Consider the following 18,398-nt stretch of genomic DNA (forward strand, 5'->3'; position numbering starts at 1 on the left):
GAGGCCAAAGTTGCTGCGCATAGCGAATATTCAGTGCTAATTCGCACAGATAAGCGACAAGCTGGTTGGCTCCGTTATTGAAACAATTTATTTACACAGCGGCATAACATGAATATTCAGAGTGACGCTAACAAGTAAGTGGAGACCCCATGAAAACCAAACTCAATAAAATAAGTTCGATATTAAAGAGTCGTAGAGCAAATACAGCAATTTACAGCACAGCATTGGTCGCATTACTCGCCGCTCCGACAGTAACTGCACAACAAACGCAAAACGGAGAAGATACTGAAGTTATTGAAGTGAGTGGCATCCGCAGTGCGCTGACGAGCGCACTTTTAGAAAAGCGTGATTCAAATAACTTAGTCGAAATTATTCAAGCAGAAGATATTGGTAAGTTGCCAGATCAAAACCTGGCCGAAGTATTAGAAAATATTACCGGTATCCAAATTACACGTTCTGCGGGTGTCGGTACGGGTGTACAAATTCGCGGAACTAATGCAAACCGCACAGAAATAAATGGTGTATCAACGGTAGGCTCTGGCGCAGGCCGAAGCGGTATTAATTTTGAAGATGTTTCAGCGTCAATTATTGCGGGTGTAGAAGTGACTAAATCCCCTGATGCAAAAACAATTGAAGGCTCAGTGGGGGGGACAATAAACCTAAGAACTATTCGTCCACTTCAACTAAGCGAAACTCTCGCTTCCGTTCGGGTACAGGGAGAATCTAGCAGTCTTTCAACCGATGGTGTAAAACCTCGAGTGTCAGGTACATATGGCGATAATTGGGAAACGGATGCGGGAGAATTTGGATTTGTAATCAGCGGTAGTTATGCAGAACAAGATGTTACTGCTTTCCGTCCTCGTGTTGATCGTGACAACGTAGTGACTTCAGATGGTGGTACTGTCAATGCACAAGAATTCGATTTTTTAGGTATTCAATTCCTAAACCAAGATTATGACAACCATGAATACGAAACAGTGAATTTAGCGGGTTCTCTTGAATGGGCCCCCACTTCTGATATGAAGTTTTATTTTGATGCCATTATCAATGATCAACAACGATACGCGGAAAGCTCATCGATTCAAGCTTCAGGAGTGAGTGATCTTATTGGCATATCAGTGCCTAGTGAATTTGAAACAGTTAACTTTGGCAATTTAGACGGTCAGGATCTTGGCAGTATTCAAGCGGCAATAAAGGGCGTTATTCCAGTTGAAGATGGTGGTGCCGATCCAAACTTGCGTGTAGCTGCAGATACCAGCTCGCGGGTAACCAAAAGCGAAATTTTTAGACTAGGCGGTGAATGGCAAGGTGAAAATCTAAAAGTCACGGTTGAGCTGGCTTCATCTACTTCTGAATCTAGCAATCCTAGAATTAACACCACACTTAACTTTCTTAACCCTAATGCCGCTATTAATTCATCAAACGAAAATGGCACTCCATTTGAATATGATCTAAATGGCGGTTCGCTGGCATTTGGTATTGCGTTTGACGAAGCAAACGCACCCTCAAGAGCTGATATGTTAAATCCAGCCAATTACGTGTTGCGTGATGTACAAACCGCTCGCGACCTAACTGAAAATACGGAAGAAGCATTTCGAGCTGATTTTGTATATAACTTAGATTGGTCGGTGTTGACCACACTTGATTTTGGATATCGTCACAGTGTTGCAACTAGCATGACTGATCAAATTCGTGCAAACGTAGGGATTAGAAGTTATGACGACAGCCCTAGGGGCGATTTGTTCGCAGAGCTTCTTGTCGCTGGTCCTGATAATTTTGGTGACGCCGATGGCAGGTCGCTATTTGTAAGTGACTTCTTGATGGTTAATCCGGAAATGGTAACTGCCGATCAAGATAATGTGCTACGCATACTTAATGACGCTGTTACTGCGCATGGAGGCTCAACACCGATTACCGCTCCAACGTCAGAAGTGAATGCGTTTTTTGATATAGAAGAAACGACTGATGCGTTATATGCACAAGCAAACTTTGCAACAGATTATGTGCGCGGTAACTTTGGGGTTCGTTATTTAGAAACCGAAGTTGCATCAACGGGTAACTCAATCACCACAGATGCCAATGGCAATCCTACTGTTTCACAGGTTACAACCGTGGGTGATTATGATTTCTTATTGCCTAGAATCAACATTGTTGCTGATGTAACAGATGACGTAGTGCTACGCGCTGGGTGGGGAAAAGATATCCGTCGTCCTGACTTCAATGATCTTTCAACGTCAGTTACGTATTCAACCAGTCCTAATCCGGCAGTGTCAGTCGGTAACCCTAGTTTAGTCCCTGAAGAAGTCACCTCATTTGATCTTTCTGCTGAATGGTATTTCGCCGAAGCGAGCGTAGTGAGTATAGGTTATTTCCACAAAACACGTAAAGATTTACATGTTGGTCAACAAAACGACCCATATGAAGATCCTGAAACTGGTTTTCGTGACATTATCGGTCCAGAGTGTGAACAGGGCGGTATTTGGAACCCGATTGCCGACATAAACGTATTTGGTCCAGTCGGGGTCGGTGTCTGTGTTCCTTGGGCAACCACGATTAACGATGCAGGCAAGACAACTCAAAAAGGCATCGAAATGGCAGTGCAATATGACTTGTCAGGGTTTGAAGATGAACTAGGTTGGGCTTCAGGGTTTGGTATTTTAGCCAACTATACTATTCAGGAATTCTCGGGTGGTGAAGCGGTTGATACCGCGACAAGTCGTGCTAACGCAATCTTTGCAGCGTCAACAGGCATAGAAGATATCGATGTTTCGGCTAGACAGTCTTTGATTGATTTGTCAGAAAATGCATATAACTTCACTTTGTACTATGAGAAGTATGGTCTTTCTGCTCGTATGCGTTATACATGGCGCGAAGCATACCGTTCTACTGACTTTGGTAGCACATCAAGTTTCCCTTGGGGCTTCCCTGTAGTACAAGAAGATAGAGGCCAACTTAATGCAAGTATTAGTTACGACGTATCTGAACAATTAAATATTGGGATTGAAGCGGTGAACTTAACTGAATCCGAGGTTGAGCAATCTTGTGTGACCGAGGGCTCACTACTTTGTTTCCAAGGTCTTACCGATCGTCGCATTACGTTTGGTGCAAGCTATCGCTGGTAACCTGCAAGAGCAATCGCTTTCACTTTTTAATATCAAACAGATAGGTGACGGAGCCGTATGAAAATACGGCTCGAAATATATTGTAGATTCTGAAGTTGAATGACTGGGGATTGGCTGCACTAGGTGTACGCCAAATACGTTGAGCTCAGCATATCCGGAGGCCATAGAATATGAAGATAAGTAAAATTATATTGAGTACTGTCGTTTTGTTTGCAATTACCTTTGCAGTCAAATCGCAATCTCCTTATACCCTAACAGACAACGACGTAACGGTGGTTAACGGAATAATTACTTCCTCGACGCTTACCAACGCCAGTGGAGATAATTTCAAACCCAACATTATTATCCCTGAAGTGCTTAATGGACAGGTCATAACCGGGGTTGGTGAGCATGTCTTTCAAGATAACGGTCTTACTAGTGTAGATTTGCCTCCCGGACTTATAAGTATTGGCGATTTTGCATTTCAAAATAATCGCCTAGCAAGTATTAATTTGCCAACAGGCCTTACATCCATTGGCGAGGAAGCGTTTGAGTTTAACATTATAACCAGTGTGGACTTGCCTGCTGGAATTACCTCTATAAGTAAAGGAGCTTTTGCAACCAATAGTATCGCTCATGTGACTTGGCCCGCTGGGCTCACTACTGTAGAAAGTAGTGCTTTTAGGGATAATAGCCTTATCGTTGTTGATTTGCCTGCTGGGGTAACTTCCATCGGCGATTTTGCTTTTCAGAATAACCGTATAATCACTTTAAAGTTACCCGCTGGGCTTAAAATCATTGAAGAGAGTGCATTTAATGTTAATTTCTTAATTGGTGTTGAACTGCCTGCAGGAATTACCGACATTGAGGAAAGTGCTTTTCGGGATAATCGATTAACCAATATTAAACTGCCTGCAGGGCTTAAGACTATTGGAGATAAAGCGTTTCTTGCGAATCGCTTAACACATTTGGATTTACCTGATGGATTAACGTTTATCGGGGAAGAAAATTTTAAATTTAATCGCGATTTTACCAGTTTCGTTTTACCAAAAGGGTCAACAGAGGGCAATTCGCTAAAATGGCAAGCTAGCGATGGGACTGTGGTAGATGCTGGATATATAGTTTCATCTGCAAATTTAGCTCACAGTTATAAATCTATTCCGCAAGATTAAGATTGGAAAACAAAAGGGGAGGATGATTGACAATACAGTCACTGCCTTTTCCTTTGTTCTTTGTTTCATTTACGTAGTAAATTCACTCTGCACCGCACACTACGCTTACCGTACAAGCATTTATATTCCAAAGTACATTTTCCTAAGCATATAAAAAATATAGAGTTCTTTTGTGATTTAAGATAAATTCAGTTAGCACAACATAAATTCAACCACTAGCAAGCGACTATATTTCGTACAGGAACATCATGAAAGGAACCATACTGGATTTTAATCCCGATACCAATCAAGGGATCATTAGCGCGGAAAACAAACGTTTTACTTTTAATCTGACCGAATTTAAAAGTAGTAACGGACTCCGGCCCGGTTTGCACGTAGATTTTGTTGCTCATTTAGGAAATGCCACGCAAATTTATGCCCTTAACGAAGCTCCCAATGCGGTGACATTGGCAAATGATGGTGTTCCAGAAACCTCTACATGGGCAATATTATCGCTCGTGTTTGGGATTCTTGGATTACTTATATTCGGCTCATTGCTGGGGGTGATATTTGGTCATGTAGCCCGCTCTAAAATTCAACACAGCAATGGCAAGCTCAAAGGCAAAACGATGGCAATGTGGGGTTTGTGTTTAGGCTACTTAGGTATTATTTTAAGCGTAATTTTTATTTTAATAGTGGCGGTTGATGCAAATAATCGGTATTAAAACAAAACTTAATCTTCGTCTTGCATGTTTCCAGATTTATTACAGTAAATCGTTCATAGTCACATAAGTGCAATAATAAAGTCATATTATTATCGCAGTTTAAAAAATCATTTGGTGTGTTTTACTGCGATGTCAAGAAGGCAATACTCGCTGGCATTGCTGTTTTTAATGGGATGCTTAGTCAGTTTAGGAGCCATCCTTACCCGACAATCTGTGCCAGACATCCAACTTTCTGATTACTCAGCGTATTCTTGCCAAACAGGGACTCAGGTTGAAAGCAGCCTTAAATTGCATTTAGCGATTCCCATCTTCATCAAAACGATCGCTGAAACCTTGTGTCAATCAGAGTCAATTCGCCAAGAATATAATTCAGTCATTGTATCTTGGAAACCTAGGGATGCAATTACTGCAGCGGATATTATCGACTCTCAATTTTCCTTGTTAATGGGGCGAAAGCATACTTTTACAGGATTGGTTCCGACGTTTGAAACATCTTATAAACCTCTAGAACCAAAGGTTAATTTTACAGAGTATCCAGTTTATTGGTTTAGCCGCGCACCGTTTGCACAAAATTCATATTCACAGCTGGTGGGCAAACGCATCGGTATTATTAATGATAAAGTAAGTCATACCCATTATTTATTACCACTTACAGCGTTAGCTGAAGCCAATGTACACCTTGATCAAGTTGAACTCCATTATTATGACAACGCTTACAAATTATACGATGCATTCAAAAATGAGCAGATAGATTTAATAAGTAGTGGTGCTTGGTTCGAACATGAGTTAGCAGGCCACGTTTATAAGTCATTGATCACTGCAGACGCTAATATTGGTGATATTTTCGTTAGTAATCAACTTTCCAAACTCCAGCAATGTGAAATTTATAGAGCGATTCAACCCTTTATTCAGTTCATCAATCAGTTAACCCAAAACAGACAGCTTCAGCCTGCTACGCAAAATAGCGATATAGGACGTTGTCAATGATGAAAAAGTGGCTAACCCCAATTAGCATATTTGTGTTGGTGTGGATGAGTTTGTCACTTTTGAATTTGTTGTGGATTAATTATACGACAGTTGCTTCATTAAAAAGTCGCTTAAATACGGAGTTTCTAGAGATAGAGCAGGTTAAAACCTACTCCAGTAATATGTTAGAGGATTTTAAGCAACAGATAGAAACGAGGCTGCGTTTAGATTTGGCAGATATTTCACCATCATCCTATTTAACGATACAAAAAAACTGTCGGGTGGTTAAAGCCGAAGTCGTTAGTCAAACAGAGGCTGCTAAGCTCAAAAATTCTTGGAAACAAATTAATATAACTATTGCCCCTTATGACTTAGTTGCAGGTATTTCGGTGGGGTGCGAGATTAAGTGGGGCAATTTACTAGGGCTTAACTTTATGTTCGCAGCCTTAATGTTTTTGGCTGTTTATTATTTACCAAGACCGTTATCCACACATCAGCGACATTGGTATAAAAGCTTAACAGAATCGGGATATAGTCGAAAAAAAGCGACACGTTTGAGCCATCGAATATACCAATTTAGTGCTGGGCAACTACAAATATTTAATTTTTTACGCAATCAAAGTGATGATGATATTGATGTTATTTCGCAGTGGTGTATGCAAAACATTCCTAGTGAGATGAGTTTAAAACAAGTGAACTGGTTTTATATCGCTTGCGATGACTATCAACAAAAAGAGCACGCTCTTAAAATTGCAATTCATGATGATGTTATCGAATTCGATACGTCTGAGAGCTTAGTTACCATTCATGGTTTGCCTTTAAAGCTCCCCAAAACACCGTATTTTTATTTTTTATGGTATGCCCAAAAACGCTTGAAAGGCGATGGTTGGCAAATAAATCCTGCAACCAATCGACCTGATAAGGTAGCCGCATTAGAACTTATTCAACTGATGCAGCAATATGGTGGTCATGGAAAAGCAATCAACGATTTGGAAGTTCAAGGATTAACCTCAAAAAAACTCGATCAAAACAGGAATAAAATAAAAGACGAACTGCATCACTATTTAGGCGACAAATTAGCAGAAAATTATTTGTTTGAATCACGCCGAGATGCAAAGTCCCAACGTTATTGGTACCGAACACACTTCGATAAAACCCAAATAGTAATAAATTAATAAAAACATCACTCTTTTAACCTATTGAAATGTAAAGGTTAAATTTTTAGAGATATCTCTAAAATTAAAAAAACCTCTTTGTCATATTTTGGCAATCTAAAACCTCCAGCATGCACCGCAATTCAACACATCACACTTATCTAAAATATAATTGGAGCATCATAAATGCGTTATTTAAACCCAGTTTCTGTTGCGGTTTTTGCAGCTTTAACGAGTACATCAACGACCGCACTTGCGCAAACAAATAGCAAAGACGATAGCATCGAAGAAGTCGTTACTATTGCTTCGCCAATTCGCGATAGTCAAAAAGCGGCAATTGATGCTAAGCGTAATGCTTCAAACTTTGTTGATGTAGTCGCTGCAGATACAATTGGCCGTTTTCCAGATCAAAACTTAGCGGACTCTTTAGGGCGTGTACCTGGATTGGCAATAGAGCGTGACCAAGGACAAGCCCGATATATAAACTTCCGTGGCGCACCATTTCGCTACACCACCATCGCGATTGATGGCGTTGTTATTCCTGGTGCAGAAAATGGACGTATTCCGCGTTTTGATAGCTTTCCTTCTGTCATTACTAGTCGCATAGAAGCAAACAAAGCGATTACAGCCAAGATGCCTGGAGAAGCGATTGCTGGCTTTATTAACATCGGCACTTTCAATCCATTTGACGTGCAAGGTTGGTCGGTTGCCGCTGATTTAGGTGCAGGGACACAACAACTAGGCGACGGTGACATTGAAAAGTTTTCATTGCGAACTTCTTACTCTGAAGATCAATGGGGATTTTCATTATTTGGTTCGAAAAATAGTCGAGAGCAAACCACTGACAATCGCGAATATGACCTAGAGAGTGTAGATGGTCAACGCCAGTTGAACGCAATTGATTTTCGTAGTTATAAAGTCAAACGTGAAGATGAGTCGTTAGGTGGCAGAATTGAATATCGCCCAAATGGCGGGATGGATAGAGTTTACTTAAGCACACTATATACAAAGTTTAGCGACCATGAGCAACGTAATCAGTATGTATTTGATTTTGCTGGTGGCGCTGAGGCTATAGGTGCGCCTGGTCCGACTGGTGATAGTGGCTATATGCCGGTCGTATTAGCAAGTCGATTGCTAGAAAATGGCGTATATGAGAACTCAACCTGGACCAATACAGTCGGTTTCGACAAGCAATTAAGCGATTGGTTTATAGAAGCAAAATACAATCGCACCGAAACCAGTAATGAGACGTTTTTACCTATTCCTTATAGTGCTGGGGGAGCGGTAGCTGCTAGTTACGACATTACTGACATCAACGATCCACTAATCACCTTATATGGCGCTGGCACAACTGATCCTATTGGGGTTGCTGATATAAATTACGCAGCAAATTTAGGATTGATTGTGGTAGGAGGCTTGGACATCGATTCCGATTTATTCAGCATTGACGCTGAACGTCCGCTCAACCTATTAGGACATGCATCAATCCTCAATACGGGTGTAAGTATTAACCAACGCAAAGCAAATGGCAGTGGCGTGAGCAATGCTATATCTGGTTTCCCCACTGATAGCGTTGATATTGTGACCTATGACACGGGTGAGGTGTGGGATTCTGATTTTACTAACAGTTTAAATGCTAGCTATTACGACAATGTCGGCTTATTGCAAGCGTGGGAAGCTGCGGCAGGTGATTTAACCCCAGCAAATCCCGATGATCAGTTGATTTCCATTGAAGAACAAATCAATGCCGTTTATGCCATGCTTACCACTGAAAAAAGCTGGGGTAACTGGGTTGTTGGTATGCGAATTGAACAAACCGATTACACCAGTACCGGGCCAGATGATAGTTATTCTGACGATGATATACATTTCTTGCCAAGTGCCTTGGTTAATATAAATTTAGCTGAAGATTTAAAACTGAGGTTGTCATTAAATAGTGCCATTAGCCGCCCCACATATGGCGAATGGAGAGCGTCAGCATCGATTGATTACACTTCTAATCCTGTGCAAGTTGCTGGTGGTAATCCGTCTCTTAAAGCGGAAGAAGCATGAGGTGGTGATATTGCATTAGAGTGGTATGCGGCCGAGGCCAGCTTATTCTCAATTGGTCTGTTCACCCGTCAAATTGACAACGTGATATACGCTGACAGCAGCCCTATTGATGGTGGCGTTTATGCTGATGCAAATGCTGGCGAAACATGGCAATACACCGGTTTTATCAACGGCAAAGACGGCAAACTAAGTGGCTTAGAAATCAATGCGATACTACAAGCGTCTGATATGCAAATCGACATGTTAGATGGCTTTGGTGTAAGCGCTAATGCGACTTTCTTAGATAGTGAATTCACTACCCAATCTGGCACAACATTTAGCTTGCCGGGCACATCAGAAGCTATTTATAACGCATCAATATTTTATGAAAACGACGCTTTCTCTGCGCGTTTGAATTATCAATATCGCGACAGTTGGTTATCGACTACTGAAAACGATTCCATGGGTGAGTACTGGCATGCACAAAAACGTGTTGACGTGTCACTGAGTTACGCCTTGCCGTGGGATGTTATGGGTGGAGAGCTCTCATTTTATGCCAATGCGAATAACCTCACAGATGAGTTAGATGTGAGATATGTGGGTGACTTGACGACGCCCAACCAAATTGAACGCTATGGCAAACGTTATCTTGTAGGTGTGCGTTTTAATTACTAAACAAATGGGCGCAAAGCCGCCCATTTTCTGTTGACTAAATTGGAATAAATTATGAAATCGAAAAAGTTAATCAATCCACGCGTTTTGCTATCAACCTTGTTTGGTGCATCGATCTTTTTTCAAGCAAACGCTATTGAAGCAAATGTAGACTATGACCAGGAAAATCAGGCTTATCAGTTGAATTGGCAATCGCAATCGCCTGTAAATGTAAAAGCATTTCCAGTAGGTAAAGAAAGTAAAGTCATACTGATTGATAGCAACAACATGATAAATGAATTGCGTTGGCAAGCGCCTGAAGCCCAGCGTTATCAATTTATTATTGAACAGGCTGATGGTGAAACTATCGAGCTTAGAAGTCGTGTATTACCTTTAGCTGGTGGGCGTAATTTCCGAGATTTAGGCGGCTATCCAAGCAAAGATGGCAAACATGTGAAATGGGGCAAGTTATATCGCTCGGGAGCTATGCATAATCTAACTGCAGAAGATTATGTACTACTTCAAGATTTGGGCATTGCTACAGTGGTTGATTTTCGTACGCCACAAGAACGTGCTTCTGAAAAGACACAATGGCAAGCTGGAGAAATCGAGAATTTCAGCTGGGACTATGCAATGGATTTTGATATTGATTCGTTTAAAAGTGTAATGAATGGGCAACCTATTACAGCTGAAATGATGGAAGGCGTTATGGCCAGCATGTATCCGGGTATTCTCCATCAGCAAAAAGCACACTATAAAGCGATGTTCCAAAAAATGGTGGAGTCAGACGAGCCACTAGTTTTTCATTGTACCGCCGGTAAAGATCGCACAGGTATCAGTGCAGCGCTTATTCTTACTGCATTAGATGTTGATAGAGAAATAATCATTCAGGATTACGAATACACTGAACAGGTGTTAAAGCCTAGTGACTTACTGCCGCCTGCTGGACATGCTAATGAACCTGCAGATCCGCTGAAGGCGCAACTCGCTAAGTTACCTAGACCCGCTTTAGCGGCTTTAATGGGGGCTAGAAAAAGCTACATCCAAGCAGCGTTTGATGAAATGATCGCGCAATCAGGCTCTGTTGAAGCATATATTGAGCAAGAATTAGATGTGAGTGCTGAGGATATTAAAATCTTAAAAGCCCATTTCTTGGAATGATGTCTAGACCTAGTCACATCTTTGTTAACTTGAATTAAGGTTATTGAGAGGCCCCCATTATTACAAATAAAGGGGGCTTTTTTTTAGGAAGATATCTTTCTCTTTGTCTATTTTAAAAATTATTTTTCAAATTAAACTTTCGTACAATTGTTAATCAGTTATAAATTAAGGTAAATTGAGGAAAAATAGACCGATTTTTATTTTGAAATCATTTCATTAGAGGTTGATATTATTAAAACCATCATCCCGACAATACTCGATATCGAAGCCAGCGGCTTTGGGAGTCAAAGTTATCCGATTGAAGTCGGTGTGGTTACCTATTTGTCGCAACGTTACTGCCGGTTAATTCAACCCGAAGCAGATTGGCGACATTGGACTCAAGAAGCGCAAGACTTGCACGGCATATCGCGAGAAATTTTATTGCAAAAAGGTGTGCCAGCCACGCAGGTTTGTATTGATTTAAACAATCTATTGAATGGGCAAACTGTCTATTCAGATGGTTGGGTAGTGGATTACCCTTGGCTTATTAAGCTGTTCAGTGCGGGCAAACAACAAATGAAATTCAGACTCAGCCCCTTAGAAAATATTTTGTCAGAAAAACAGATGGAACTTTGGCACGATACCCACGAACTGCTGTGTGCCAGTATGGATTGCACTCGACACCGTGCTAGTTGTGACGCAGAGTTAGTTCAGAATGTGTATATGCAAACCCAACATAATCCTGAAAAACTTTCCTCTGCGTCATTTCACTTTTAGTGTTTCGACGCGTACTCTTCTACTTCGCTCCACACTCTAAGTAAGTTTTTACCAAGAATTTTAGCAATATCTTCTTCGCTATAACCCTTATCAAGTAACCCTTGCACTAGATTGGGATAAGTAGAAACGTCTTTTAAACCAATTGGCAATGAATCACCCACACCGTCGTAGTCTGAGCCTATACCGACGTGTTCAATACCCACTAATTTAACTACATGATCAACGTGTTCTACTACCGTATCTACGTTGGCGTAAGGGAATGGATTGTTCTTTTTGTATTCTTCCTCAAAGTTTTCTAACTCTGGGCTGTCTGCACCAAATTCCGCTTCAATCGCCTTGCGCTTTTCACCCATAGTGATGCGCCAGCCTCTGGATACTTGATCAACAAAGGTTGAACCAAAATTTATCATCACAACCCCACCATTGTTGGCTAAGGCTTTGAGCATGTCATCATCCATATTACGTTCGAATCCGGGGGTGAATCGACGTAATGAAGAATGTGAGGCAATAACCGGTGCCTTACTTAGTTCAATAACCTGGTAAAACGCATCATCTGAGACATGCGATATATCAATCATGATCCCTAAGTTATTCATTTCAACCACAAGATCCTTACCAAATGGGCTCAATCCTTTCCATTTTCTGCGAATATCATAAGACGAATCAGAAATATGATTGGCCAATGAATGCGCAAGCGTAATGTAACGAATGCCACGCTCATAGAATAATTTTAGATTGTCCATGCTACCTTGCAATGGGGAGCCGTTTTCCATTCCCATCGGCAGAGAAATTAGACCTTGTGCGAATTGGGCTTCAACATCTGCGGGTGATTTTGCGATGGCAAACTTGTCAGGCGCTCTTCCAACGATGGCCTCAACATAATCAATGAGTTTATGTGCAAGCGCTGTAGATTGTGGAGAGTCATCTAACGAAGCAGGAATATAAATTGACATGAAGGGCGCATTTAAGCCACCTGCTTTAGCTCGTGGATAATCGAAATCACCATCACTAGTTGCTTTGGTAACGTCCACCCATTTATCTTGTAATCGATAAGGAACGTCAATATGACCGTCAACTAGAATATATTTCTGAGCGATATCCTTAGCTTCATTGGAGGCTTCAAATTTAGTATCGGGCGCTGAAGCACAGCCACCTAGCGCCAAAACCACGGCCATCCAAATACTCTTGTTCATTATCTTTATTCCTTATTATTAAAATTAACCGATGCGTAACCTAGATTCGGATACTTTCTGTCGAAGTGTGCCAAATTCTATGAATACAATATGCGATTAACCAAAGCTTTAAAAGGTTTGCCAGTTTATATGCATGCAAATCATACGATGTTTACTTGAGTAAAACAGAAGTTGCTTATGTTCGTGTGATAAACCGGCTCAGGACGATTCAGATCAAATCGCTTGCTGATTGACAGTTTGCACCAACACAACCACTATTAGATTAAACTTTGTCATAAGAAAAATCTACGCATCAGTGTCGTGATGCGGTTTTATTCCCTTTTACAATTGTCGCTACTGGAACTGAATAAGATGATGAACCTTCGAAAGAGTAATATTCGGAAGCTAGCAGACGAAACCTTTGATGTATTAATTGTTGGTGGAGGTATAAACGGTGCGGTGTCTGCTGCTGCTTTAGCAGCTAAGGGGGTAAAAGTAGCGTTAATAGACAAAGGGGATTTTGCGGGCTTTACCAGTTCCAATTCTTCCAATTTGGCATGGGGAGGCATTAAGTATTTAGAAAGTTATGAGTTTGGTTTAGTTAATAAGCTATGTAAAAGCCGTAATCAGCTGATGGCCCAATATCCATCAACTGTAAAAGAGATCCGATTCTTTACTTGTATTCAACATGGGTTCCGCCATTCCCCCGCTTGGGTTTTTCTTGGAACATTATTGTATTGGGCGATGGGGCGGTTCTTCACCAAAATGCCGAAATATTTGTCGCCAGCAAAAATTAAACAAATGGAAAGTGTTATCGATATTCAACACATTGCGGGTGGTTTTGAATATTCGGATGCCTATTTGCATGATAATGATGCCAGATTCGTGTTTAATTTTATTCGTTCGAGTATGAGTTATGGATGTATCGCCGCTAACTATGTTGGTTTGGAGCGTTCTCGCTTCGAAAACGGAATGTGGATAAGTGATGTGACAGATCACATTAGCGGAGAAGGTTTTTCTATACACTCAAAAGCGATGATTAATGCAACCGGACCATTTGTTGATCAGATAAATCAAATCAATAACCAGCCTACTGAATATCATCATGCCTTCTCCAAAGGTGTGCACTTGATCGTCGATCGAATTACCCAAAGCAACAAAGTGCTGACTTTCTTTGCCGATGATGGGAGATTATTTTTCGTCATTCCAATGGGGCCTAAAACCTGTATTGGTACAACTGACACTCAAGTTGAAGGACCGCATAGTCAAGTAACAGAGGAAGACAGAGAATTTATACTGTCCAATGTTAATAAGCATTTAGCACTAGCTGAACCGCTCACCAACCAAGATATAATAGCGCAGCGTTGTGGCGTTAGACCCTTGGCCGTAAAGGGCAAAGACGGCAATGCTGATTGGCTTAAATTGTCACGGAAACACGTTATCGAAGTTGATCAATCGCGTAAATATTTATCTATTTTTGGCGGTAAGTTGACTGATTGTATTAATGTTGGAGATGAAATCTCAGAGGCTATATCGTCTTTTGGGATTCAATTGCCGCATAGCAACTACAAATGGTATGGCGAACCAGATATCGCAATAAAACGAGAATTTATGCATCGTGCAAAATTAATGGATTTGGATAAACTCACCCCACAAAGCTCATCCGAACCGTTAACCCAGCGATTTTGGCGACGATATGGGCGAAACGCGATAAATATGTTGGAGAGTATTCGCGAGAATCCAGAAATGGGTAAATTATTAATCGAGAATAGCGAGTATCTGCGAGTCGAAATTGAAGTGGCGGCAAACCGAGAAATGATAACCAAACTTGATGATTTTTTACGACGACGTTCAAAAATCGCTTTGGTAGTGCCAACAGCAGATATTTTAGCTGCCCCCGGATTGAAACTGGCATGCGAAATTTTATTTGCCGAAGAAGCAGACGCAAAGCTGCAAGAATATATCGCGACCATGGCCAATCGAGACTAATCGCTTTAGGTCATGATTAATTTAAAAGTGGTTATTTCACTGATTCTTTTGAAAAATCCAAATTCACCCATATGTCATTAGTTGAACTGAGAATATTTAAGCTGATTTGGTGGTGACTTCCCGGTTCAAATAAAACATACTTGCACACTTCTCGCACATGCTGGCTTATATTTTATTTTGATCAAGCAGTTAAATGGGCAAGTAAAGTGTTTGAAAATGAATTCAATCTCCGTCTGGTTTTTTTTCACGGAGCATCATATAAAAGAGACAAGAAGTAATGAAAACGAATTATATTCCACTGGATAAAAATAAACATAGCGCCCTAAAAGTAAAGACGCAGCACAATTTTGAATTTGCTAAGGAAACGCATTTAGCGTCGGCCACATTGCGTGAATTCGCGCAAATTGCCAGTTGCATGCCAATTGCTTTTATTAAAGATCAGCCTTCTGGTAACTTCCATTCAATTGCTATGTTAGGTTTAGAGCAAAGCAATAACCTCTATTTCAAAGGCGATAAATGGCAAGGCCATATCATGCCGATGAATATTCAACGTTATCCATTTGATGTGCGTCCTGACGGCGATAAGTTAGGTGTGTTTATCGATGAAAATAGTGTGCTAGTAGGTGAAGAAGAGGGTGAAAGCCTATTTACAGCTGAAGGTGAGCCAAGTGATTACTTGAAAAACCGTCAAGATCTTCTTGGTGAAATCACCAATAGCGAGTTAGCGACGCAACGTTTTGTGAAACGCATTGCAGAGCTAGAGTTACTCGATGAAGTACAACTAAACGTGCAGTACGCTAACGGCGAATCGCGTAACGTAACAGGAATTCATAGCATTAATGAAAAACGTGTTAATGAACTTCCAGATGAAACCATCATCGAATTGAAAAATAACGGCTACCTGGGTGCAATTTACACAGCGATGTTATCTTTAACTCAACTTAATCGCTTGGCTCAATTATCTATGGATACAGACAAGCCAATTCGCGCAATTAAAATAAATGTGATTGAAGGTACTAAAAAAGAAGACGCTAAAGAAGAAACGCCAAGCGCTTAATTTTTTACGCTAAGTTAATTATTACATTGACATGCCGGGGCAATTGCCCCGGCATTTTTTTAGATGATTTGGTAGCTAGTGCGAGATATAAAGGGGTGTTTGGCAATTAAGGTGGCGCTTGGGAAATGCGCTTGATTTGGGCTGTCTGGGTAAAATTGTGATTCGATACAAAAACCCTGATAGTCAGCGTATTTGGCATTATCTTTACCTTTTGTCTCACCAATGAAATTACCGGTATATACCTGAACACCTGGCATCGAAGTTCGCGTAATCAGTTTACGACCAGAATTAGGTTCGGTGACTTCTGCCACTAAATTAAGGTTTTCCTGATTACTATTAAAATCCTTGGCACACCAATTGTGATCTAATCCGTTTGCGACTTGAATTTCTTCATCTTGCTGATGAATAGCATCGTAAAACGACATCCCTGCGCGCAAATCAAAGGCCGTATTTTCAACTGATTTAACCTCTCCGGTGGGAATTGCGTTTTTGTCCGCAGGCGTATAATGGTCTGAAAATACTTTTATTTGCTGCGCAAAAATGTTGCCAGACTGATGACCTGCTAAATTAAAGTAACTGTGTTGAGTAGGATTAAATACCGTATCCTGATTACTGAGGGCGTGGTATTCAATAGTTAAACGATCTTCTTGATCTAAACTAAATGTCACATCCACAGCCAATGTGCCTGGAAAACCTTGATCGCCATCTTCGCTGATCAAACTTAGAGTAATCGATGGGTTCGGCTGTTCTGCTATTTTACCCGCAGTCCACACGCGATTATGAAAACCATCGACTCCACCGTGCAAACAATTGCCTTGTAAATTAGTGCTAACGGCATATTCGTTTCCATCAATATTGAATCGGCCATTTTCAATACGGTTCGCATATCTACCCACTGTTCGGCCGATATATCCTTGATCTGCGAGATATTCATCTACGCTATCAAAGCCTAAAACGATGTCTGTAGCTGACTCATTGGCCAACTTCCATGAGCGGATAATGGCCCCTAAGGTCAATATTTCAACTCGCATGCCATTGTCGTTGCACAGTGTATAACACTCAATTTTTTGACCATCAGGCATCTGCCCAAATTCACTTTTTTCGATCATGTGTTTTTCCAAATTTAGTAAACTAAGAGAAGCGAATTGCTATTCAGCTCGCTACTTTGTGCCGTCAATTTACATAGCACAGATTGATTCCGCCAATCCTTTCATATTGGTTTTGTAGATGAATACGTTTCCATCTTGGCTAGGCTTATTTGCTAGCGGAGTTAACCCTTCGCAGGCACTAGTAACGACTAAGTAATCAAGATTCTGACCTGCAAACGTAACACAGGTTGGTTGTTTACATGGAACCGTTAAACTAATTAATTGTTGGCCTATTGGAGAATAACATTTTACCGACGATGAACCCCATTGTGCATTCCATAGATTATCGTTCGCATCCACACAAGCACCATCAGGAAATGCGTCTCGCTCTGTTTTGACAAACAACTGCCAATCGCTAATTTGCCCCGTGTTGAGATCGAAAGCCGCTTTTTTGATTTCGCGGCTAGGCGTATCGGCATGATAAATAGTCTTGCCATCTCTACTCCAGCACAATGCATTGCTAATCTCTATGTTATCTAAATGCTTAACCGCTTGGTTGTCTGATAAGCAATATAATGAACCTAAATCAGCATTTCCTTGCATCCGCAATGAGCCACTCCAAAATCGGCCATGGCGGTCAGTTCTGCCATCATTTAATCGATTATTAGGCAAATGGCTTTCAACTTTACAAATCCATTCTAGACGTTGGGTTTTCGGCCAAAACTTTGCGAAGCCAGAGGCAAAAGCGGCTACAAAGCAATCTGGTTGACTAGTAAGTGCGAAAGAGCACAAGGCTTCAGGGGTATCGTAAACACATAACTGGTCATCAAATGTCCACTGATATAAACGATTCGATAAAATATCTGTCCACCAAATTGAAGCGCTTCTGGCGTCCCAAATTACGCCTTCACCCAATTGGTTAAGAACTTTAATTTCTTTTGTTAGTTCACATCTAATCACTTTGTCTGACATCAATAGTTAAGTGCTTGAATAAAAAGGTTTAGGTAACGCTAAACAATATAACGTTAACGCAACTTTTGGAAGAAATGTGTTGAGAAAAACCAGCGGTTATTTTAAGCCGTAAACCCTGGTTTTATTTTTCAAATAACCAACTGTTGTAGATAGGCCAAAAAAGCGCACATTTTATTCTAAACAAATTGTCTAATTTCAAAAAATATTCATTTTATTTTCACATTACATCTGGCCGCTTTTTCACTGTACATAAAAACAGCTAAACACGCTTTCTTTATATATATCAGCCGCTTTGGTTCAGCCCTTTATTTCACTGGTGTTTACGCCTTCAGTTAAAGGTGTTTTTTGTCCTTGACAATGGGGTAAGTGGAAACCTAAACTCTGTTTTGTGGGTAATTGTGGCAGAAAGTGGATCAAAGTGATC

General features: G+C 40.8%; 14 protein-coding genes. 11 read left to right on the top strand and 3 right to left on the bottom strand.

The features are described from left to right. Positions 1-149: 149 nt before the first annotated feature. The 9 genes from GLIP_RS14305 to GLIP_RS14345 all read left to right on the top strand — a co-directional run bounded on the left by GLIP_RS14305 (position 150) and on the right by GLIP_RS14345 (position 11,696). Positions 150-3,122: a TonB-dependent receptor gene (locus GLIP_RS14305; RefSeq protein ID WP_008845370.1), complete on the top strand. Its 2,973-nt coding sequence runs from the start codon at positions 150-152 to the stop codon at positions 3,120-3,122. Between the two features lie 170 nt (positions 3,123-3,292). Further along, the gene (locus GLIP_RS14310) at positions 3,293-4,273 is read left to right on the top strand and encodes a leucine-rich repeat domain-containing protein (RefSeq protein WP_008845371.1); all 981 of its coding nucleotides are present in this window, start codon (positions 3,293-3,295) and stop codon (positions 4,271-4,273) included. A 248-nt stretch (positions 4,274-4,521) separates the two neighbouring features. Next, positions 4,522-4,977: a DUF4190 domain-containing protein gene (locus GLIP_RS21720; protein ID WP_008845372.1), complete on the top strand. Its 456-nt coding sequence runs from the start codon at positions 4,522-4,524 to the stop codon at positions 4,975-4,977. Between the two features lie 129 nt (positions 4,978-5,106). Further along, positions 5,107-5,964, top strand: a complete 858-nt coding sequence (locus tag GLIP_RS14320) for a substrate-binding domain-containing protein (RefSeq protein WP_008845373.1) — start codon at positions 5,107-5,109, stop codon at positions 5,962-5,964. Further along, positions 5,961-7,118, top strand: a complete 1,158-nt coding sequence (locus GLIP_RS21490) for a hypothetical protein (RefSeq protein WP_008845374.1) — start codon at positions 5,961-5,963, stop codon at positions 7,116-7,118. Before GLIP_RS14320 ends, GLIP_RS21490 begins: the two co-directional genes overlap by 4 nt. 165 nt (positions 7,119-7,283) lie before the next feature. Further along, positions 7,284-9,149, top strand: coding sequence for a TonB-dependent receptor plug domain-containing protein (locus tag GLIP_RS14330; RefSeq protein WP_040523063.1), 1,866 nt, complete (start codon positions 7,284-7,286; stop codon positions 9,147-9,149). Between the two features lie 81 nt (positions 9,150-9,230). Further along, complete coding sequence (locus tag GLIP_RS14335) at positions 9,231-9,803, top strand: TonB-dependent receptor (RefSeq protein ID WP_040523065.1); 573 nt, start codon at positions 9,231-9,233, stop codon at positions 9,801-9,803. Positions 9,804-9,854: 51 nt separating this feature from the next. Next, positions 9,855-10,940 carry a tyrosine-protein phosphatase gene (locus tag GLIP_RS14340; protein WP_008845375.1) on the top strand — a complete coding sequence of 362 codons (1,086 nt, stop codon included), beginning with the start codon at positions 9,855-9,857 and terminating at the stop codon, positions 10,938-10,940. A 252-nt stretch (positions 10,941-11,192) separates the two neighbouring features. Then, the gene (locus GLIP_RS14345; protein ID WP_407638178.1) at positions 11,193-11,696 is read left to right on the top strand and encodes a 3'-5' exonuclease family protein; all 504 of its coding nucleotides are present in this window, start codon (positions 11,193-11,195) and stop codon (positions 11,694-11,696) included. Here GLIP_RS14345 and GLIP_RS14350 read toward each other — a convergent pair. Beyond that, entirely contained in the window at positions 11,693-12,898 is a 1,206-nt protein-coding gene (locus GLIP_RS14350) for a dipeptidase (RefSeq protein WP_040523067.1), read from the bottom strand. The two genes, GLIP_RS14345 and GLIP_RS14350, sit on opposite strands and share 4 nt — an antisense overlap. Before the next feature lie 342 nt (positions 12,899-13,240). Here GLIP_RS14350 and GLIP_RS14355 point away from each other — a divergent pair, with 342 nt between their 5' ends. Together GLIP_RS14355 and GLIP_RS14360 are read left to right on the top strand one after the other, a co-directional pair. After that, on the top strand, positions 13,241-14,857 hold the full coding sequence (locus GLIP_RS14355; RefSeq protein ID WP_008845378.1) for a glycerol-3-phosphate dehydrogenase/oxidase: 1,617 nt from the start codon (positions 13,241-13,243) through the stop codon (positions 14,855-14,857). A 277-nt stretch (positions 14,858-15,134) separates the two neighbouring features. Next, positions 15,135-15,914 carry a SapC family protein gene (locus tag GLIP_RS14360; RefSeq protein WP_008845379.1) on the top strand — a complete coding sequence of 260 codons (780 nt, stop codon included), beginning with the start codon at positions 15,135-15,137 and terminating at the stop codon, positions 15,912-15,914. A 59-nt stretch (positions 15,915-15,973) separates the two neighbouring features. Here GLIP_RS14360 and GLIP_RS14365 read toward each other — a convergent pair whose 3' ends face one another. Next, positions 15,974-17,023 (bottom strand): aldose epimerase family protein, encoded by a 1,050-nt coding sequence (locus tag GLIP_RS14365; RefSeq protein WP_008845380.1) that lies wholly within the window; start codon positions 17,021-17,023, stop codon positions 15,974-15,976. A gap of 69 nt (positions 17,024-17,092) precedes the next feature. Next, the gene (locus GLIP_RS14370; RefSeq protein ID WP_008845381.1) at positions 17,093-17,974 is read right to left on the bottom strand and encodes an SMP-30/gluconolactonase/LRE family protein; all 882 of its coding nucleotides are present in this window, start codon (positions 17,972-17,974) and stop codon (positions 17,093-17,095) included. Positions 17,975-18,398 lie beyond the last annotated feature (424 nt).

It is taken from the genome of Aliiglaciecola lipolytica E3, assembly GCF_000314975.1.
In the GTDB taxonomy this organism is placed as follows: domain Bacteria; phylum Pseudomonadota; class Gammaproteobacteria; order Enterobacterales; family Alteromonadaceae; genus Aliiglaciecola; species Aliiglaciecola lipolytica.